This is a genomic window from Chitinolyticbacter meiyuanensis, from assembly GCF_008033135.1.
Classification (GTDB): Bacteria; Pseudomonadota; Gammaproteobacteria; order Burkholderiales; family Chitinibacteraceae; genus Chitinolyticbacter; species Chitinolyticbacter meiyuanensis.
On the sequence record NZ_CP041335.1, the window covers coordinates 40,229 to 59,769 of the forward strand.

9 protein-coding genes are annotated in these 19,541 nt (G+C 67.4%); all 9 read right to left on the reverse strand.

The features are described from left to right. Window positions 1–18 precede the first annotated feature (18 nt). Window positions 19–3,366 carry a non-ribosomal peptide synthetase gene (locus tag FLM21_RS00125; RefSeq protein WP_148713627.1) on the reverse strand — a complete coding sequence of 1,116 codons (3,348 nt, stop codon included), beginning with the start codon at window positions 3,364–3,366 and terminating at the stop codon, window positions 19–21. A 10-nt stretch (window positions 3,367–3,376) separates the two neighbouring features. Next, the gene (locus FLM21_RS00130) at window positions 3,377–7,900 is read right to left on the reverse strand and encodes a type I polyketide synthase (protein WP_148713628.1); all 4,524 of its coding nucleotides are present in this window, start codon (window positions 7,898–7,900) and stop codon (window positions 3,377–3,379) included. Continuing rightward, a complete protein-coding gene (locus tag FLM21_RS00135) occupies window positions 7,897–13,179 on the reverse strand; it encodes a non-ribosomal peptide synthetase (RefSeq protein WP_148713629.1) in 5,283 nt (1,760 codons plus the stop codon). Before FLM21_RS00135 ends, FLM21_RS00130 begins: the two co-directional genes overlap by 4 nt. Before the next feature lie 24 nt (window positions 13,180–13,203). Continuing rightward, window positions 13,204–14,190 carry a TauD/TfdA family dioxygenase gene (locus FLM21_RS00140; RefSeq protein ID WP_148713630.1) on the reverse strand — a complete coding sequence of 329 codons (987 nt, stop codon included), beginning with the start codon at window positions 14,188–14,190 and terminating at the stop codon, window positions 13,204–13,206. A 103-nt stretch (window positions 14,191–14,293) separates the two neighbouring features. Further along, entirely contained in the window at window positions 14,294–15,013 is a 720-nt protein-coding gene (locus tag FLM21_RS00145; protein WP_148713631.1) for a thioesterase II family protein, read from the reverse strand. 8 nt (window positions 15,014–15,021) lie between these two features. Beyond that, a complete protein-coding gene (locus FLM21_RS00150; protein ID WP_148713632.1) occupies window positions 15,022–15,258 on the reverse strand; it encodes an MbtH family protein in 237 nt (78 codons plus the stop codon). Between the two features lie 242 nt (window positions 15,259–15,500). Further along, the gene (locus FLM21_RS00155) at window positions 15,501–15,692 is read right to left on the reverse strand and encodes a FecR/PupR family sigma factor regulator (protein WP_148713633.1); all 192 of its coding nucleotides are present in this window, start codon (window positions 15,690–15,692) and stop codon (window positions 15,501–15,503) included. Window positions 15,693–15,809: 117 nt separating this feature from the next. Further along, the gene (locus FLM21_RS00160; protein WP_148713634.1) at window positions 15,810–16,334 is read right to left on the reverse strand and encodes a sigma-70 family RNA polymerase sigma factor; all 525 of its coding nucleotides are present in this window, start codon (window positions 16,332–16,334) and stop codon (window positions 15,810–15,812) included. A gap of 363 nt (window positions 16,335–16,697) precedes the next feature. Next, a complete protein-coding gene (locus FLM21_RS21580; RefSeq protein ID WP_308418775.1) occupies window positions 16,698–19,442 on the reverse strand; it encodes a carbohydrate-binding protein in 2,745 nt (914 codons plus the stop codon). Window positions 19,443–19,541: the final 99 nt, after the last annotated feature.

Here is a 19,541-nt window from a genome sequence, read left to right on the forward strand (position 1 = left end):
ACGGGGATAGCCATGCGGCTAGCCTTCCAGCGTGTCGAGCAAGGCCTGCATCTGCGTCAATGCGGCGGTATCTGCCCCCACGCTGGCCGCGCGGTTCGCCGCCAGCGTGGCCGCGAGTTCGGCGAGGCGTGGCTGACGGAAGTAGTCGGACAACGGCAACTTCACGCCGAGCCGCTGCTGCACACGCGTCTGCACCTGCAGCACCGCCAGTGAATGGCCACCCAGCTCGAAGAAGTGATCGTCGCGCCCTACCCGCGTAAGGCCCAGCACCTCTGTCCAGATTGCCGCCAGCCCCTCCTCCACCTCGCCCTGCGGCGGTACGTGGCTGCGCGCGACGGCATCCGGCTCGGGCAAGGCCTTGCGATCGACCTTGCCGTTGGCATTCAGTGGCAGCGCATCGAGCACCACGAAGCGCGCCGGCACCATGTAGTCGGGCAGCGACTGAGCCAGCGCGGTACGCAACACGGCAATATCGGGCGCATGATCGCGCTGCGCCGAGACATAGGCGACGAGCTCCGGCCCGGCCACGGCCGGGCGCGCCAGCACCACCGCCTCGCGCACGGCAGGCTGCACCAGCAACTGCGCCTCGATCTCGCCCAGCTCGATGCGAAAACCGCGGATCTTCAGCTGGTGATCGATCCGCCCCAGGTATTCCAGCTCGCCCGCCGCGCGCCAGCGCGCCAGATCGCCACTGCGGTAGAGCCGCCCACCCAGCGCATCGAATGGGTCGGCAACGAAGCGCTCGGCGCTGAGCCCCGGGCGATCAAGATAGCCGCGCGCCAGGCCGGCGCCACTCACGTAGAGCTCACCCGGCACGCCGATCGGCACCGGGTTCAGCGCGCCATCAAGCACCCGCACGCCCAGGTCCGGTATCGCCACGCCCACCGGGCTGCGCCCGGCACCCAGGTCAGCACTGGTGATGCGGCGGTAGGTCACATGCACGGTGGTCTCGGTGATGCCGTACATATTGATCAGCTGCGGCGTATCGTCGCCAAAGCGCGCGAACCAGCCGCGCAGCGTTTCCGGCTCCAGCGCCTCGCCACCGAAGATCACATAGCGCAGTGCCAGCTCGGGCCTGCCGCCCACCACCTCCACCGCGTGGGCCAACTGCCCGAAGGCCGACGGCGTCTGGTTCAGCACGGTGATACGCTCGCGCACCAGCAAGGCGAGGAAATCCTCGGGCGATCGGCTGACCCAGTACGGCACCACGACCAGCCGGCCCCCGCTGCACAGCGCCCCGAAGATCTCCCACACCGAGAAATCGAAGGCATAGGCGTGGAACAGGGTCCAGCTGTCGCCAGGGCCAAAGCCGAACCACGGTGCGGTGGCGGACAGCAGCCGCGTCACGTTGTCGTGCGTGAGCTGCGCACCCTTGGGCCGGCCGGTCGAGCCCGAGGTATAGATCACGTAGGCAAGATTGGCGCCCGCTACCGTCACGCCCGGGTTGTCGGTCGATTCGGCGGCAAGGTCCAGCGTATCCATCGCCAGCACCTGCAGGCCAGCCTGATCGGCAAAGCGCGGCGCCAGCTCGTGCTGGGTGAGCAGCAGCGCGATACCGCTGTCCTGCGCCATGTAATCGAGGCGCTCCTGCGGATAGGTCGGATCGAGCGGCACATAAGCGCCGCCTGCCTTGAGGATGGCGAGCAGCCCCACAACCAGCTCAACCGAGCGCGCCACGGCGAGGCCGACCCGCACTTCGGGGCGCACGCCGAGCGCGATCAGCCGGTGCGCCAACCGGTTGGCGCGGCGGTTCAGCTCCGCGTAGTCGAGGGCAGCATCCTCGCAGCGCAGGGCCGGCGCATCCGGCCTGCTGGCCGCATGGTGCTCGAACAGCCGGTGCAATGGCGACTGCGTGGTACTGCCGTTGCGTACGGCACCCCAGTCCTGCAGTTGCGCGGCTTCGGGCAGCGCCAGGAGGTTCACCTCCTCGACCGGCAGCTCTGGCTGGTCCGCCAGGGCGGTAAGGAGGCGCAGGTAGTGGCCAACCCAGCGCTCCGCCGTTGCCGGCTCGAACAATTCGGCGGCGTACTTGAATTGCAGCTCGACCTGGCCGGTTTCGTCCTCGAAGGTCTGCAGCGTCAGCTCGAACTGCGCGGCGGGCTGCATCAGCTCCAGCCGCGTCACCTGCAGTGCTGGCCAGCCGGAGAGTGCGCGGCGATCGTGCCGCAGGTGATTGAACGCCACCTGGAACAGCGGCGACACGCCCCAGCTGCGCTCGGGCTGCAGCGCTTCGACCAGCTGCTCGAACGGCAGGTCCGGATGTGCCTGGGCGCCAAGCGCCGCATCGCGCGTTTGCGCCAGCAATTCGGCCAGCGTGGTGCGCGGCGCCAGCTGCACGCGCAGCACTTGGGTATTGGCAAAAAAGCCGACGATGCCGGCGGTGTCGGCATGATGGCGGTTGGCAGTGGGCACGCCCACGCGCAGGTCGGTCTCGCCGGTATGGCGATACAGCAGCGCCTGGAAGCCTGCCAGCAACAACATGTAGAGCGTGACACCCTGCGCTTGCGCGCACTGACGCAGCGCCTGGCCCAGCAATGCCGGCAACGGTACGCATACCTGCGCCTGGGCATAGCGCGCGTCGGCCTGCCGCAGGCCATCCACCGGCAACTGCAGTACCGGCTGGTCCTCGCCCAGTTGGGCGCGCCAGTAGGCCAGCTGACGCTGGCGCTCGCCGCCATCGAGCAGGCGGCGCTGCCACGACGCAAAATCGAGATACTGCACCCGCAGCGCAGGCAAGGGCGACGCGATGCGCTGACGTTGCGCACGGTAAAGCGTGGCCAGCTCGTCGAGGATCAGCTGGGTGGACCAGCCATCGGACACGATGTGGTGCATCACGACCAGCAAGCGATGCTGGTCAGGGGCAAGCCGCAACAGGCTGAGCCGGAGCAGCGGTCCGTGTTCGAGATCGAACGGCATGGCGCACAGGCGATGCGTTTCCTCGGCCAGCATCGCCTCGCTCGCTGCAGCATCGCGCCCACCAAGGTCCAGCCATTGCAGCATGTCGTTGCCGGACGGCTGCACCTGCTGCGTGAGGCTGCCATCGGCCGCCTCGCAGAACACGGTGCGCAGCGATTCATGCCGGGCCACCAAGGCCTGCAGCGCAGCGCGCAGCGCCACCACGTCGAGCGTGCCGTCGAACTGCAAGCCGCCACTCAGGTGGTAGGCGGCGCTGTCAGGGTCCATCTTCCACATCAGCCATTGCCGCTGCTGGGCAAACGAGGCCGGTGCCGCTTCGCGCGCGGCAATGCGCTCGATGTGCGGCGCAGCAGGCGCGGCCCCGCTGCCGCGCAGCCGCTGTGCCAGTTGCGCGCGTTGCGCGTCGCTCAGGCGGGCGCGACGCTCGGATAGATCATGCAGGTCGGACATTCGGCTTTCCTCAGACTGCGAGTGGCGCCGGCTCGGCCGGCTGCACGTTTTCCAGTTCTTCGATCAGGTGTGTTTCGATCTGCCGCGCCAGCGCGGCAATGGTCGGCGCGCGGAACAGCGTTCCCGGGTGCAACTCCACGCCATAGGCCTGCCGTACCCGCGCCAGCAGCTGGATTGCCAGCAGCGAATCGCCGCCGAGCTCGAACAGGCTGTCGTCCGCCCCGATTCCGGTGATGCCGAGGAATTCGCTCCAGAGCACGGCAAGGTCGGCCTCCAAGCCCTCCTCCGGCGCCAGGAACGGCGTGGTGAGCATCGGGCGTGGATGGCCGGCGCGACGCGGTGGCGTCTCGCCGCCCAGGCGCTCGGCCAGCGCCAGCGAAGGCTGGCCGGCAAGCAAGGGCTGCAGCGGTGCGGTCGAAACCGCCAGCTGCGATGCCGCCGGCATGGCCAACAGTTGTTCGAGCAGCGGGCCGGCGTCGTGTGCGCCGATGCCAATGCCGTCAGGCAATTGCTGCGCCGCTGCCATGCCCAGGCCGCGCCATACGTCCCAATTCACGGTGAGCACCGGACGCTGTGGCGTGGTGGTTTCCGCAGCCAGCGCATCAAGAAAACCATTGGCTGCGCAATAATCGAGCTGGCCGAAGCCACCGGTCAGCACGCTGAGCGATGAGCACAGCAGTACGAAATCGAGCGGCGCATCACCGAGTGCATCGAGCAGGCCGCGCGCTGCGAGCTTGGGCGCCAGCACCGCCTCGGCATCCGCGCGACTGCGTTGCGCCGCGATGCCGCCCCCGGCGATGCCCGCCGCGTGGATCACGCCATGCAGCGCGTCAAAGCGCTGCCGCACAGCTGCCAGTACCACAGGCCAGGCGGATGCATCGGCCACATCGGCGGCGAGCACCAGTACCTCGGCACCAGCGGCTTCCAGATCCAGCACCGCCTGCAGTCGTGCCGCCTGCGCGGGCTCGCCCTTGGCAATCAGCGCCGGCCATTGCTCACGCGGCGGCAGCGCACTGCGGCCCAGCAGCACCAGTTGCGCCCGATGGCGCCGGGCCAGATGCCGAGCCAGTGCCAGCCCCACGCCGCCCAAGCCGCCCGTGATCAGGTAGACACCGCCCTCGCGCAACCGCGAGGACGCCGCCGGGGCAGTCACCGCTTCGTAATCCTTGAACCAGCGATGCCGGCCGCGCAGCGCCAGTGGCGACGGCCCGTCGGCCACGGCCATCTCGGTGCAGACAGCCTCCAGCCACGCCGCATCCGGCATAGCCGCCGCGATCACGTCGACCAGCCGGCAGGCCAAGTGCGGATATTCCTGCGCCAGCACCTTGCACGCGGCCGGTAACGTCGCCTTCTCCGCACACAGCCGCTCGCTGCCGTCGACATCCTCGACGCCGTCGGCCAGCACAGTCAGCCGCAGCGGCTGCCCGGCGAGCCCTGCCGAATCGAGCGCCTGCGCCAGCGCCAGCAGGCTGTGAAACCCGCGCGCCAACAGCTCGGCCGTTGATCGACGCTGTGTGCCATCCAGGCTCCACAAGTGGACGATATCGGTGATGGCGCCGACCTCGCTCAGCAGCGCCGCAAAGTCGTTGCGCTCGGCGACGCGTACCTGGAAATGGTCAGCACCGACCCGGTCAAACCTGGAACCTGGCTCCGCCACGATCACACGCCGACCGGCAGCACGCCAGCGCGCAGCAAGCTGCGTGGCAATGCCGAGCGCATCGGCCAGCAACAGCACCGGGCCATCGCCCGTTGGCAGGGCATCCGGTTGCGGCACAGCGCGGCGCCACAGCGGCGCATACAGCCAGCCAGCGGGGCCCGTCTCGCGCGCCGGTGCAGCGGCCACACCAGCTGCTGGGGTGATCCAGTACGACGCGCGCTCGAATGGATAGCTCGGCAGCGGCACCCGCCGCATGCCGGCCGTATGCCGGGCCAGCACGTCAAGCTCGATGCCCGCCACCCACAGCTGTGCCAGCGCGCGCAGAGGCTGGCGTGCGTTCTGCGCGCGACGGTCCGGATGGCACTGGCTGGCAATCGCCGGCCGGCCGGCCAGCGCCGGGTGGCGCCGCGCGAGGCTGGTCAGCGTTTCTCCCGGCCCCACTTCCAGCAAGACGCGGTCCGGACGCGCCAGCAGTGTGGCCAAGCCATCGGCGAAGCGCACCGTACCCCTCAGGTGCTCCAGCCAGTAGGCGGGATCGCAGGCCTGCTCCGGCGTGATCCAGCGGCCGGTGACATTCGAAGCGATGGGAATGCGCGGTGGCTGCATTGCAATGCCGGCAAGCAGCGCGCCGAACTCGGCCAGCATGGGCGCTACCAGCGCAGAGTGGAATGCGTGCGACACGCGCAGCCTGCGCAGCGCCACACCGTTTGCTGCATAGGTGCGCTCGGCGGCGTCGATGGCGTCGGCGGGCCCGGCGAGCACGCACAAGTCGGGGGCATTGATCGCCGCCAGATCGCAGCCGGCCGGCAAGGCAGTACGCAGCGACTGCTCGGGCAGACCCACCGCCAGCATGGCGCCGGGCGGGCAGGCCTGCAGCAAGCGGCCACGGGCGGCGACCAGGGCCAGCGCATCATCGAGCGTGAACACGCCGGCAATGCATGCCGCCACATATTCGCCGATGCTGTGCCCGAGCAATGCATCGGGCTGAGCGCCCCAGCTCAGCCACAGCTGGGCCAGCGCGTACTGCTGCACGAACAGTGCGGGCTGGGTCAATGCAGTCTGGCCGAGCTGAGCTGCAGCGGCGTCCTCATCACCCGGCTGCGGGTGGAACAGCGTGCGCAGGTCCAATCCGAGCTGCGGTTGCAGCCGCTCGCAGCAGTAGTCGATCGCATCACGGAACACCGGCTCGTCGCGATACAGCGCCTCGCCCATTCCGGCGTGCTGCGCGCCCTGACCGGGGAACAGCAGTGCGAGGCCCGGCGCGGCGGACAATGCCTCGCCGGCATACGCTTGGCCAGTGCGCGTGTGGCACAGTGCGTCGATTGCACCGGCGTGATCGTCTGCCAGCACCACCGTACGCTGGGCGAAGCGCTTGCGCCCCAGCCGCAGCGTGTGCGCCACATCCGGCAGCGCGAGGCCAGGCTGCCCGGCCAGCGCATCGGCCAGGCGCGCCGCGGCAGCATCGCGTGCTGCCGCGCTGCGTGCGGACACCAGCAGCAGCTGCGTGCGTTCGGCCGCAGGGGTGGCCATGTGCTCGGGCGCCTCTTCCAGTACCAGATGCACGTTGGTGCCCCCCATGCCAAAGGAGCTCACCCCGGCGCGGCGCGGCGCGGCGCCAGCCGGCCACGGCCGGGCGCTGGTGTTGACATAGAACGGGCTCGCCGCGAAATCGATATTGGGATTGGCGCGACGGAAATTGAGGCTGGGCGGCAGCGTGTGATGCGCCAGCGCCAGCGTCGTCTTGATGAGGCCGGCGACGCCGGCTGCGGCGTCCAGATGGCCGATGTTAGTCTTCACCGAGCCGAGGGCGCAGTAACCCAGCCGTGGCGTACTGTGACGGAAGGCTTGGCTCAGCGCCGCGATCTCAATCGGATCGCCCAGCGTGGTGCCAGTGCCATGTGCCTCCACATAGCCGATGGAATCGGCCGGCACCTCGGCGATCGATTGCGCGGCGAGGATGACCTCGGCCTGACCGTTCACGCTGGGCGCGGTATAGCCGACCTTGTCGGCGCCATCGTTGTTCAGCGCCGAGCCCTTGATCACCGCGTGGATGGTGTCGCCGTCGGCCAGCGCATCGGTGAGCCGCTTGAGCACCACCACGCCGGCGCCGCTGCCGATGGCGGTGCCCGCCGCTTGCTCGTCGAAGGCGCGGCAGTGGCCGTCCGGCGACAGGATGGCACCCTGCTGGTGGCGGTAGCCTTCGCCCTGATGCAGGTTCAGCCACACGCCGCCGGCCAGCGCCAGATCGGCCTCGTGGTTGAGCAGGCCACGGCAGGCCAGGTGCACCGCCACCAGCGAGGTCGAGCACGCGGTCTGCACCGACAGTGCCGGGCCGCGCAGGTCGAGCTTGTAGGCCACGCGTGTCGCCAGCGAATCCTTGTCATTGCCGTTGAGCGCGCCGAGGAAAGCGGCGATGTCCTGGCTGCCATTCAGCGCCAGCGCCGGCATCAGCTGGCGCGTGAGATAGAGGTTGGCGCCGCTGCCGGCATGCACGCTGACAACGCCAGCCTGCGCCGGATCGCCATAGCCGGCATGCTCCAGTGCCTGCCATGCGGTTTCCAGGAACACTCGCTGTTGTGGATCGAGCATTTCGGCATCGCGCGGCGTATAGCCGAAGAAGCCGGCATCGAACTGGTCCATGCCGTCGAACACGACGCCGGCCTTGACGTAGGCTTGGTCGGCCAGCGCGGCCTCGGACACCCCGCGCTGTCGCAATTGCTCGTCGCTGAACCGGCGGACCGATTCGACGCCATCACGGATGTTGCGCCAGAAGGCATCGATGCCGTCGGCGCCGGGAAAGCGCCCGGCCATACCGACGATGGCGATCTCCATCCCGGTCAACGCATCGAGCGGGTCGTCGCAATGGCGCGCGTTCATGAAGGCGTCCTTTCCAGGTTGGGCTTGCGTTGCATCATCGATGCGCGCTGGCGGCGGGCGCGCTCCTGGGCCTCGTCCAATGCCGCAACCTGGCGCGTGCTGCCCTGTTGCAGGAAATCGGCCAGCGCCGCGATGGTCGGGTACTGGAACAGCTCCACGACGCTGACCGGACGTGGCAACACGTCCTCAGCCCGCCGCAGCACTGCCAGCAGCAGCAGTGAATGGCCGCCCAGTTCGAAGAAGTTGTCATGGCGGCCTACGCGCTCGGCGCCCAGGAGCTCGGCCCAGATCGCCGCCAGCGCCTGCTCGACTTCACCGTGTGGTGCGGCGTAATGGCTGCGCAAACCCAGCTCCGCCACTGGCAGGGCCTTGCGATCGACCTTGCCATTGGGGTTGAGCGGCAATGCATCGAGCACCATCAGCGCGCTCGGCACCATGTAGTCGGGCAGCTGGGCCGCCAGCGCGGTGCGCAGTGCGGCGGAGTCGATCGCTTCTCCAGCGTGCGCCGCCACATAGCCGATGAGGCGTGCACCGGCCGGACCATCCTGCGCCACCACCACCGCTTCGCGCACACCGGGCTGTGCCAGGAGTTGTGCCTCGACTTCACCCAGCTCGATGCGGAAGCCGCGGATCTTCACCTGGTGGTCGATCCGGCCCAGGTACTCCAGCTGGCCCTCGCCGTTCCAGCGCACCAGATCGCCAGTGCGATAGAGCCGCCCCCCCTCGGGATCGAACGGATCGGCGACAAACCGCTCGGCAGTGAGGCCAGGTCGGCCGAGATAGCCGCGTCCCAGGCCCAGGCCGCCGAGATAAAGCTCGCCCGCTACCCCCGGCGGCACCAGGTTGAGATCGGCATCGAACACATGGGTGCTGGTGTGGTGGATGGGCCGCCCGATCGGCACCTGGGTCTGGCCATCGATGCGGCAGGTCCACTGAGTGACGTGGATGGTGGTCTCGGTCGGGCCGTACAGGTTCTGCAGGCTGATGCCGGCCAGCCGTTGCAATGCCTCGCGCTGGGTATGCGCCGGCATCGCCTCGCCACCGCAGATCACGTAGCGCAGGCGGGTACGGTGCTCGATGCCGCGATGGGCGAGGAAGGCCTGCAGCATGGCCGGCACGAAATTGAGCGTGGTGATCTGGTGCCGCTCGATCAGCTGCACGATGCGCTCCGGATCGCGATGGTCACCCGGCTGCGCCACCACCAGCCGCACACCGGCGGTCAGCGGCCAGAACAGCTCCCACACCGAGACATCGAAGCCGAACGGCGCCTTGTGCAGCACGGTGTCCCCATCCCCCAGGGCGTAGACATCCTGCATCCAGCGCATGCAGTTGGTCAGCGAGCGGTGGCGGTTGGCCGCGCCCTTGGGCCGGCCGGTCGAGCCCGAGGTGTAGATCACATAGGCGAGCTGATCGCCATGCACTGTCACCTCGGGATCGCCGTCGCGCTCGGCCGAGAGATCCAGCGCATCGAGCGTCAGTACTGGCACATCGGTACGCTCCGGCAGCAGCGACAGCAGGCTGCGCTGGGTGAGCAGCAGGCTGATGCCGCTGTCGGCCGCGATATAGGCCAGCCGGTCGGCCGGGTAGTCCGGATCGAGTGGCACATAGGCCGCACCGGCCTTGAGGATGGCCAAAAGGCCGACCACCAGCTCCACCGAGCGCTCGAGCGCCACGCCGACGCGGCTTTCCGGTCGCAGACCCAACACCAGCAACCGGTGCGCCAGTCGGTTGGCACGACGGTTCAGCTCCCCGTAGCTCAGCGCCACCTCGCCGAACAGCAGCGCCGTGGCATCGGGCCGTTGCCGTGCATGGCGGGCAAACAAGCGGTGCACCGGCTCGATGTCGTCGTAGCGATGCCGGTTCACGCCCCAGACATCGAGCTGGGCCCGATCATCGTCATTCAGCAGTGCCACATCGCCGATCGCGATGTCGCCGGTGTTGGCGAGTGCCGCCAGCATCCGCTGGTAGGCATTGCCGAAGCGCGCCATCGTCGCCGGCTCGAACAGCTCGGCGGCGTAGACAAGTTCCAGCGCCAGCACACCATCACTGCTCTCGCGCACTTCCAGCGTAAGGTCGAACTGCGCGTGCTGCTCCGGCAATGCCAGGCGGCGCACGGCCATGCCAGGCCAGCGGGCGAAGGCGCTGAGGTCCTCCTGCACGTAGTTGAATGCCACCTGGAACAGCGGCGATTGGCTGAGGCTGCGTCCCCGCTGCAGAGCGCCCACCAGTTGCTCGAACGGCAGGTCCTGGTGCTCCTGCGCGCCGAGCGCGGCCTGGCGCACCTGCGCCAGCAGATCGGCGAGCGGCATGCGGCCATGCAACTGGGCAGGCAGCACCAGTGTGTTGACAAAGAAACCGATCAGGCCCGCCAGCTGCGGGTGGTTGCGTGCCGCCACCGGCACGCCGACGCGGATGTCGTGTTGACCCGTGTGGCGGTACAACACTGCCTGGTAGGCCGCCAGCAGCACCATGAAGGGCGTGGCATCGGCTGCCTGCGCGGCGGTGCGTACGGCCGACTGCAGCGTTGCCGGTAGCTCGATGCGCTGCCGACCGGCCCGATAACGGGCCTGCGGCTGGCGGGGATGGTCAAGCGGCAGGGACAGCACGGGCTGCTCCTCGCCCAGTGCCGCACGCCACCAGTCCAGTTGCTGCGTGGCAAGCCCGGCGGCCAGCCGCTCGCGCTGCCACAGCGTGTAGTCGGCGTATTGCAGCGGCAAGGGCTCGGACGAGCCTGCACCGGCGGCATGCGCGAGGTAGCCGGTGGCGAGCTCGTCGACGATCACCTGCATCGATGCGCCATCGGCCACGATATGGTGCAGGGTGACCGCCAGCACCTGTTCGTTGGGACCCAGGTGCACCAGCGCAGCCCGCAGCAGCGGACCTGCGGTGAGGTCAAACGGCGTGGCGTGCAGCGCCTGCAGCGCATCGCGAGTCCGTTCTTCCCGCGACGCGGCCGGCATCTGGCTCAGGTCGATGCGAGCCAGCGCGAACGATGTCGCCGGCAACACGCGCTGCCAGGCGCTGCCATCCGCATGCTGGCCGAACACCGTGCGCAGCGACTCATGCCGGGCGACCAGATCGTTGAACGCCGCCTCCAGCCAACGCGCATCGAGCGGCCCGGACAGCTGCAGCGCAGCGCTGATGTGATAGGCGGTGCTGTCGCGATCGAGCTGCCACAGAAACCACTGGCTTTGCTGCGCATGGGACAGTGGCAACAGCTCGCCCTGCTCCGCGCGGCGCGGCGCAATGGCAGCGGGTGCCGGCTGGCCGCCGGCTTCGCGGGCGCGCAGCAAGGCTGCGGCCATGTCGGCAAGGCGCGGCTGTTCGAACAGTGTGCGCAGCGGCATCGCCAGCTGCCAGCGCTCGGCGACCAGCGCCGCCAGTTGTGCAGCGGCGATCGAATTGCCGCCGTGGGTGAAGAAATGGGCATCGCGCGCCAGCGCAGCATGCTCGGGCAGGCGCAACACGCGACGCCAGAGCGCCGCCAACTCGGCTTCGAACGGTGCCAGGGGCACCTTGTCGGCCACCGGCACGGTCGAACCGCCCGACGCCCAGGCGCCGAACTCGTGGATGGCGTAGGCATCGAGCGTACGCGCCTGCCAGCCCTTGCGGCAGGCACTGCGCTGCAGCTTGCCGCTGGAGGTCTTGGGCAGTGCACCGGGGTTGAGCAGCACCACCACCGACAGCGGCTCGCCGCACAGCTCACTCACCACGCTGCTCAGCACCTCGACCAGCGCATCGGCCGATACCAGCCTCTGCGTACCGCGCGGCAGCTCGGCGGCCACGCCGATGCCCTCGCCCGCCGCGCCCTTCATCGCGAATGCCGCAACGCGCCCCTTGCGCACCAGCTCGACCTCGGCCTCGATCGCGCGCTCAATGTCCTGCGGGTACAGGTTGTGGCCGCGGACGATGATCATGTCCTTGGCGCGACCGGTGATGTAGAGCTCGCCAGCGTGGACAAAGCCCAGGTCGCCGGTACGCAGCCAGCGGCGACCACCGTGCTCGACGAAGGTCTCGCCAGTGGCATCGGGCCGGTTCCAGTAGCCCACGGCAATACTCGGGCCAGCGGCCCAGATCTCGCCGACCTCGTCGTTTGCAAGCACGCGCAGCGTGGCCGGATCGACGATCTGCACGGCGTGGCCGGACGGTGCATGGCCGCAGCCCACCAGCGTGGTGCCATCCCCGGCGATATCGGCCCGCCCTGCGGCGAGGCCCGCGGCAGCAAAGCGACCGGCGACCATGCCATGCCCGCGCGTGCCACCGGTGACGAACAACGTGGCTTCCGCCAGGCCATAGCAGGGGTAGACGGCGCCGGACGCAAAGCCGGCGGCTGCGTAGCGCTCGCAGAATTCGGCCAGCGTATCGTGGCGTACCGGTTCGGCACCGGAAAAGGCCAGCCGCCAGCTCGACAGATCGAATGCCTGGGCCTGCGTCTCGTTGATCCGCTCCAGGCACAGCCGGTAGGCAAAGTCCGGCCCGCCGCTGATGGTGCCACGATGGCGCGCAATGGCTTCCAGCCAGCGCGCCGGCCGCTCCAGGAAGAAGCGTGGCGTCATCAGCACCAGCTTGATGCCGCGGTGGATCGGTTGCAGCATGCCGCCGATCAGGCCCATGTCGTGGAACAGTGGCAGCCAGGAGACAAATACGTCGTCCGCGCGCACGGCCAGCCCCTCTTCGATGGCGCGCTCGTTAGCCATCAGGTTGCCGTGGCTGACCATCACGCCCTTGGGATCGGAGGTGGAGCCGGAGGTGTACTGCAGGAAGGCAATGTCGTCGGCACGCGGAATGTGTTCGATCCAGTCCTCGGCGCAGGTGTCGCCGGGTTGGTCAACCACCAGCACCGATACCGCATTCAGCCGCTGCGCCGCGCCTTCCACCAGCCCATGCATTGCCTCGATGGTGAGGATGCAGCAGGCCCTCGCATCGGCGACGATGCCGAGCAGCCGCGCCACATGCTGCGGCCGCGAAGACTCGGGTGGGAACACCGGCACGGCAACGAGGCCAGCATAGAGGCAGGCAAAAAAGGCAACGACGTAGTGATCGTCGTTGTCCAGCAGCAGCAGCACGCGCCCGCCCGGACCGAATTGGCGCTGCAACGTGGCGGCCAGCGCCTTCACCCGCGCGTCCAGCGTGCGGTAGTCGATGGCGCGGTCACGCGCGACGCCGTCCACCTCGTCCACCACCACCAGCGCAGTGTCGGTGGGACGTTCAGCGGCCAGCTGGCGCAAATGGGCGACGAAGTGGTCGGGATGGCGGCGTTCAGCCGGTGCGACGTTCATTGCTCGTCCTCGATAAGCAGGGATTCATTGGAAATCGGCCACGCCCAGGTTGCCGTGCGGCTCGGCCATGGCGACCACCACCTTGCGCGGTCCCTGGAACGGCGCGCGGGCGTGGGCGACCAGCATGTTGTCGAGCATCAGCACGTCGCCCGCTTCCCAGCGGAAGGACACGGTCTCGGCCGCGAGCACCTGCCGCACCTCGGCCAGCACCTCGTCGGGCATCACCGAGCCGTCGGCGAAATAGGTGTTGCGCGGCAGGTTGTCCTCGCCCAGCAGCTCCTCCAGCGATTCACGCACCTCTGCCTGCAGGTTCGAGACGTGGAACAGATGTGCCTGGTTGAACCACACCGCCTCCCCGGTGACCGGGTGGGTGGCGATGGCCTGGCACAGCTGGGTGGTGCGCAGCGCATCATCCTCGCCCCATGCCCAGCGGATACCGGCGCGCGTGCAATAGGCCTCGACCTCGGCACGGTCCTCGGTGTTGAACACCTGCTGCCATGGCACATCGAAATCGCCGTAGTTGCGCACATAAAGCACGCCCGGCTCGAAGCGGCGGCGGATCGATGCGGGCATCCGACGGTAGATGGCACGGCTGTCTGCGATCGGCGTCTCGCCGCCAACGGGCGAGGCCGTCACGCAGTGAAACCAGATCTTCATCGGCCACTCGCGGGTATAGGCCTGCTCGTTGTGCAGCGGGATATGCTGGTGCGCCGGGTATTCGGTAGAGGTGTATACGCCACCACCCACCGCCGAGCGCGGCGTGGAGCCGAATTCGTAACTGAGCAGCGGATGGCCGAAATCAGCGGCGAACTGGCGGAAATGCTCCACCGACGGCACGGCGAAGCCGCGCAGCAGCACGCCCCCCAACCGCGGCAGCAGGCGCTCGATCTCGCCCTTCAGGCGTGGCAGTGCGGCCTGCAAAGGCTCGCCGGCGTACTCCGGCGTCAGCAACACCGGTAGCTCGGACGCAGCCGGCCCAGTCCGCTCGAATCGGGTCAATAGCACATTCATCTATCCATCCTCGGTTTGCCACGACACTGCATGGCCAAGGGGAGCCGGCTAGCCGCAGCGGGCAGCCTGCCGGCAGCGACAGGGGAAGCGATCGCAGGCGACATCAGCAAGGCACGGCACGATGCAGTCCCTCCCGCAGCGTCTCGAGCGCGCGCACCAGCGTGGCGAGGACGGCGGCTTCGTGTTGGCGGATGAAGAAATGCCCACCGTCGAACCAGTCGATATCGAAGGCCGCCGTGGTCTCGAGCCGCCATGCGGTGATGTGGTCGGGTGCGATGTCATCCGCCCGCCCCGCCAATACCCGGATCGGCAGGGAAAGTGGCAGCGACGAAGCATGTCGATAGCTGGCGCAGACACGGTAGTCCGCCGCCAGCGTATCGAGCGTGAGCCGCCGCAGGTCCGGATGGGCCAGCACCGCTTCGGGCGTGCCACCATGCCGGCGCAAGTCGGCGATCAGCGCGTCGTCGTCGAGCACCTGGTAGCGCAGCGGATCGCGGCAGGCCGGCGCCGGGCTGCCGGACACCCATAAAGCCAGCGGCAGCGGGCCGCCACTGGCCTGGGCTCGCCGCACCAGCCCATGAGCCAGCAAGGCACCCATGCTATGACCGAACAGCACATACGGTCGGGCAGGCAGGCTCGGATACAGCTCGCGTACCAGTCGCCCGAAATCCTCGATCAGCGGTTCGGCCATGCGCGTACCCCGACCGGGCAGCTCCAGCGGCACCAGGCGCACCCAGTCCGGCAGCATCAGGCGCCAGCGCGCATACATCGTGGCGCTGGCACCGGCGCACGGCAGCGCCAGCAGATCGACGACCGGGGGCATCGTCATCCTCAGCCGGCGGCCTGACCGGCCTGCTGATCCATCCAGACGCGCAGCGACAACGGGCGCATGTCGGTCCAGGCCTGCTCGACGAAGGCAAGCACCTGCTGCTTGTTGCCGCGAATGCCCTCCACCGCACGCCAGCCACCGGGGACCGCCTTCCAGTGCGGCCAGATCGAGTATTGCTCCTCGTGATTGACAAGGACGATGAAGGTTTCGTCTTCGCGATCGAAACAGCTGGTGGACATGCCGGGCCTCTTCGTATGGGTGAGCAATGCATCCGCGTCAGCACGCACGCGGGTTCTGCCTCAATGACGAAGAGCACGGGGGTTTGTTTAGCTGCGAGTCGCGCGCCCGGCGCGGCACAACAAAAAACCCGCGGTGCATCGTGCATCCGCGGGTTGATTGAGGCGATCCGGCAGGTGGTCAGGCCAGTGGATCTGCCTAGGGTTCAGGGACATCGCTCATCGAGCAGCGGCACACACCGAGGCTAACCCTCGTTCGCCGGTGGTACGAAGCCGGTCAGCAACCAGATTTTTCCGGCATCGTCGTATGCCGTGCGATGGTCGGCGCTGGCTTGCAGCCACGCCGCGAATTCGGCCTGTGCCGTCGCATCGAAATCCCCTTCGTGCTGACGCATCACCCAGGACCAGGCGGCCTCCCAGATCGGATCTTCTCGCATCGCTTGTTCATCCTTTGTCTTGTCACGCGTTGCACATCAACCGCAACGCACTCCCCACAGCCAAAGGATACACACAACGGCAAGCCCGTCGAAGACCGCCGCCAGCGGCGCTGTCACTCAAGCTGGATGCAACAGCTGCCTGCAATTGGCGAGCACAAGGCCTACGTCGCGCAGCATGAAGTTCACCAGCGTGGCCGAGCAGCCGAGCTGAGCGGCGATCTCGCGCTGGGTCAGCCCGCCGAGCCGATGCAATTCGAACACCAGACGCGTACGCGCCGGCAGCGTGGCCAGTGCCTGCTCAATCGCGTCGAGCAGCTTGCGCTCGTCCAACCCCTGGTCTGGCAGCGTACCACCCGCCACCTGCGGCAGTTCGCCATCTTCGGTATGCACGCGATAGGTGTTCTCGACCGCCTGGCGCCGCAGATGATCGAGCGCGAGGTTGCGTACCACTTGGGCGCAATAGCCCAGCGGGTTCTTTACCTCACGCGCGCAGGCGCCCGTCACCAGCTTGAGGTAGGCATCCTGCAGGATTTCCTCGGCCACGTCGGCATCCCCGGCCACCCGCTTTGCAATGTTGAGGAGCTGGTTGCGATGCTCGAGAAATACCGGCTCGAGCGACGGGACGACGACTGCTTCGGGCATCAGGGCCTCCGGGTGCGCTGGGAACAGTTGCCCAGCCTTAAAACGTAGTTGAGAACCATTATCATATTTTTTGTTTTGCGCCGTCCATGCATCACGATGCAAATTGGTGCAGACAAAGTCAGCTGATCAACAATTTAACCTCAATGAAACCTCCATCTTTCCAACGAAATAAGTCAGCAAAATTTATCCGGCTCGCGTGCTGTTCCACCTGATGCCCCTCTCCCTGCAAGGCGCGGTACAGCCGCACCAAGCGGCGACGAGCCAAGCAATACGCCCCGCTTTTGCAGGTCGATGATCTGTACAGGCAATAAAAAACCGGCACGGTGACCCGTGCCGGTTTCGTCGCTACTGCAGCGCCTGGACTTACGGCAATGCGTTCAGCGCAGCCTTGGTCGGCTTCGAGAAGTTAAAGCCATCCGTGCGATCCCAGTTGATCGACCACGTCATCACACCACGGTATGTCGGGTACGCCTGCTTCGGCTTCACCGTGCCGCAGTTCTGCAACTTGGTCAGGCAGTTCAGCGCGTTCGACACCGTCGCCGAGGTCACGAAGCCGGTGTTGGCCGACCGCGAGCCGCTCGGTACGCCGAATGCCACCTGATCCGGACGCAGGCCCTTGAACTCCCAGCCCGTGCCGCCGACCGTCTTGAAGCCTTCGATCAGCATCAGCGAACCACCGACCAGCGCATCCACGGTGCCTTCGTTCAGTGCGCCGTTGGCGTACGGGCTGTAGAGGCCGCCGTTGTTGTAGTACTGCACGTGGATCATGTTCAGGTCGTCACGCAGACCGTCGATGATCGGCAGGTAGGCGCCCCAGATGCCCGAGTAGGCGACGTAGCCACCCTGCACGTACGGGTGTTCCGGTGCCATCGACAGGTAGAACGTCGGGCCGACCTTGGCCTTCAGTTCCTTCATCGCGGTGATCAGGTTGTTGATGATCGGGGTGCCGAGCACCACGCCTGCGCCGCTTTCCAGGTCGAGGTCGATGCCATCCAGGCCGTACTTGTTGATGATGCCGTGCAGGCTGTTGACGAAGTTGGTCACGTTCTCGCGGGTGTTCAGCGTCATCCGGCCTTCCTGGCCACCCAGCGACAGCACGACCTTCTTGCCCTTGGCGCGCTTGGCGGCGATGTCGGCGATGAACTCGGCCTCGGTGCCGCCGTTCGGGTCCAGCGTGAAGGTCACTGCACCGTTGCCACCGTCTTCACCGAACGACAGCATGATCACGTCCCAGTCGTCCGACACGTCGCGGATGCGGATGGTCGGGCCCGACGGGTTGGTGAAGTTGTGCCAGTAGCCGATCAGTGCGTGCTTCGGCAGACCGTCCTGGACCAGCGGCATCACCGGACTCAGCACGCAGGTGGAGCTCGATTCAGCGACACACACCTGGACCCGGTAGCTCGCTGGAGCGGTGCTGACATTGAAGGTCTGACCACCGCCGAAGATTTCCGGACCGTTGGCCACTGGCGGCGGAAAAGCGATGCTTGCGCTGGCGTACAACGAGCGCCCTGCGTCATCAAAGACCCGCCAATAGCCAGGGATAAAGCCGAGCTGCACCCGATCCACCGACCAATTCACGGCCAGTTGCCCGGCCGCCGGGGTATTGGCAGAAAGCGTGACAAAGTTGACGGCATTTCCGGCCGGCACAACCCGGCCGCAGGGGTACGCGGGATCCCCGTAGAGCATGGTGAAACCCGGAGGAGGCGGAGCCAGCGTGGGGCACGGCATCGGAGTCGGGGTCGGCGTGACCGGGGTCACCGAGGCAGGCGTCAGCGCCGGGCTCAACACGCAGAAGGCATAACCGGCGTTGCAGACCTGGATGACATAGCGCTTGTCCGAAGGTGCGGTAAACGACTGGCTGGCCTTGTAGAGCCCGGCTTCATTGGTGATCGAACCGTTTGCGCCAAGCAGGTACTGGCCGTTGTCGGTACTGAACACCTTCCAGATCGCCGGCTGATACCCCAGGCCGAACGAGAACGTATTCAGGCTGATCTGCCAGCTCGCCGAGAGCGTGCCAGCGCCTTGATCGGTCACGGCAGCCTGCTCGAACTGCACCGTGTTCCCCATCGGCACCGGCGACCAGCTGCAAGGGCCGGTCTGGACGTTGCGCATGCCCAACGGCGAGGTCGGGATCGGGCAGTACTGCGTTGGCGTCGGCGTGGTGGTCGGCGTTGGGGTAATGGTCGGGGTCGGAGTTGGGGTGCCCGTAACCGTCGGTGTAGGCGTCGGCGGGCAAGGGATCGTGGTCGGGACCACGGCAACCACCTTCCAATAGGCGCGGTCGATCTGCCAGCTGCCGCTCACTTGCTTGGGCTCATTGGCTGCACTGGAAACGTGCGACTGCGCCGCACGCAGGTAAGCGCCGCGTGTCACGCCCTGCCAAAGCGCACTCAGCGAACCACTCGCAGGCTGGACCGACTGGCCGGCGCCATACGTGACATTGATGCGCCACGGCGGCAGCGCGGCAGGCTGCGGGTTCGGCACCCAGCAGCCCTGCGGATAGGAAGAAAAGGTCACGCTTTCGTCGGCTTGCAGCGTAACCGGCGTCACGCCATTGCAGTTGCCCAGCGACTTCCACACGCCCCAGTCACCAGACTGGGACGGGTTGTCACCCTGGGTCCACCACTTGGCTTCGTAGTTCACGCCGTTGTAGCTGACCTGATTGCCACCGGTGTAGACATTGCCGCTGACCCAGGCAGCCTTGCAGCTACCGGTGACCGGGGTGATCAGCGGGGTAATGGGTGGGGTCACGATCGGTGTGATCGGCGGCGAAGAAGGCAATACGTCGTTGCAAGTCGGGCACGGCGTTGGTGGCGGGGTGAGCGGAATCGGCGTCAGGTGAGGTGTCGGCGTCGCATTGGCGGTGCCGAGGTCCTGCCACAGCGTCGGCGTGCTCGCCGGATTCCAGTTGGCGCCGACATAGGCAGTGTGCGTCACCGTCGCCTGATAGTCGCGGCCGTTGTAAGTCACCACGGTGCCGGCGTTATAGGTGCTGCCTTCCTGCCAAGCCGCAGCCGCCAGCACCGCAGGTGCCCAGACGGCCGCGAGCAGGCTGATCGCGGCAAGCGCGGCACGGCCTCGGTGCCGCGCCGATTGGTTTAGAGCCATTTCCATCTCCTCATCGCGTATCCAATGACCGCAGTGGCATGCGCCATCGGGCAGGTACGCTGTCGGTTGTGAAGTGCGCCATGCTGGGCCGGGCCCAAT

What these genes read in the sequence shown, in the direction of transcription:
- FLM21_RS00160 (WP_148713634.1), bottom strand. Translation starts at nt 16,334, where the DNA reads ATGCCCGAAGCAGTCGTCGTCCCGTCGCTCGAGCCGGTATTTCTCGAG.
- FLM21_RS00125 (WP_148713627.1), bottom strand. Translation starts at nt 3,366, where the DNA reads ATGTCCGACCTGCATGATCTATCCGAGCGTCGCGCCCGCCTGAGCGAC.
- FLM21_RS00130 (WP_148713628.1), bottom strand. Translation starts at nt 7,900, where the DNA reads ATGAACGCGCGCCATTGCGACGACCCGCTCGATGCGTTGACCGGGATG.
- FLM21_RS00140 (WP_148713630.1), bottom strand. Translation starts at nt 14,190, where the DNA reads ATGAATGTGCTATTGACCCGATTCGAGCGGACTGGGCCGGCTGCGTCC.
- FLM21_RS00155 (WP_148713633.1), bottom strand. Translation starts at nt 15,692, where the DNA reads ATGCGAGAAGATCCGATCTGGGAGGCCGCCTGGTCCTGGGTGATGCGT.
- FLM21_RS21580 (WP_308418775.1), bottom strand. Translation starts at nt 19,442, where the DNA reads ATGGCTCTAAACCAATCGGCGCGGCACCGAGGCCGTGCCGCGCTTGCC.
- FLM21_RS00135 (WP_148713629.1), bottom strand. Translation starts at nt 13,179, where the DNA reads ATGAACGTCGCACCGGCTGAACGCCGCCATCCCGACCACTTCGTCGCC.
- FLM21_RS00150 (WP_148713632.1), bottom strand. Translation starts at nt 15,258, where the DNA reads ATGTCCACCAGCTGTTTCGATCGCGAAGACGAAACCTTCATCGTCCTT.
- FLM21_RS00145 (WP_148713631.1), bottom strand. Translation starts at nt 15,013, where the DNA reads ATGCCCCCGGTCGTCGATCTGCTGGCGCTGCCGTGCGCCGGTGCCAGC.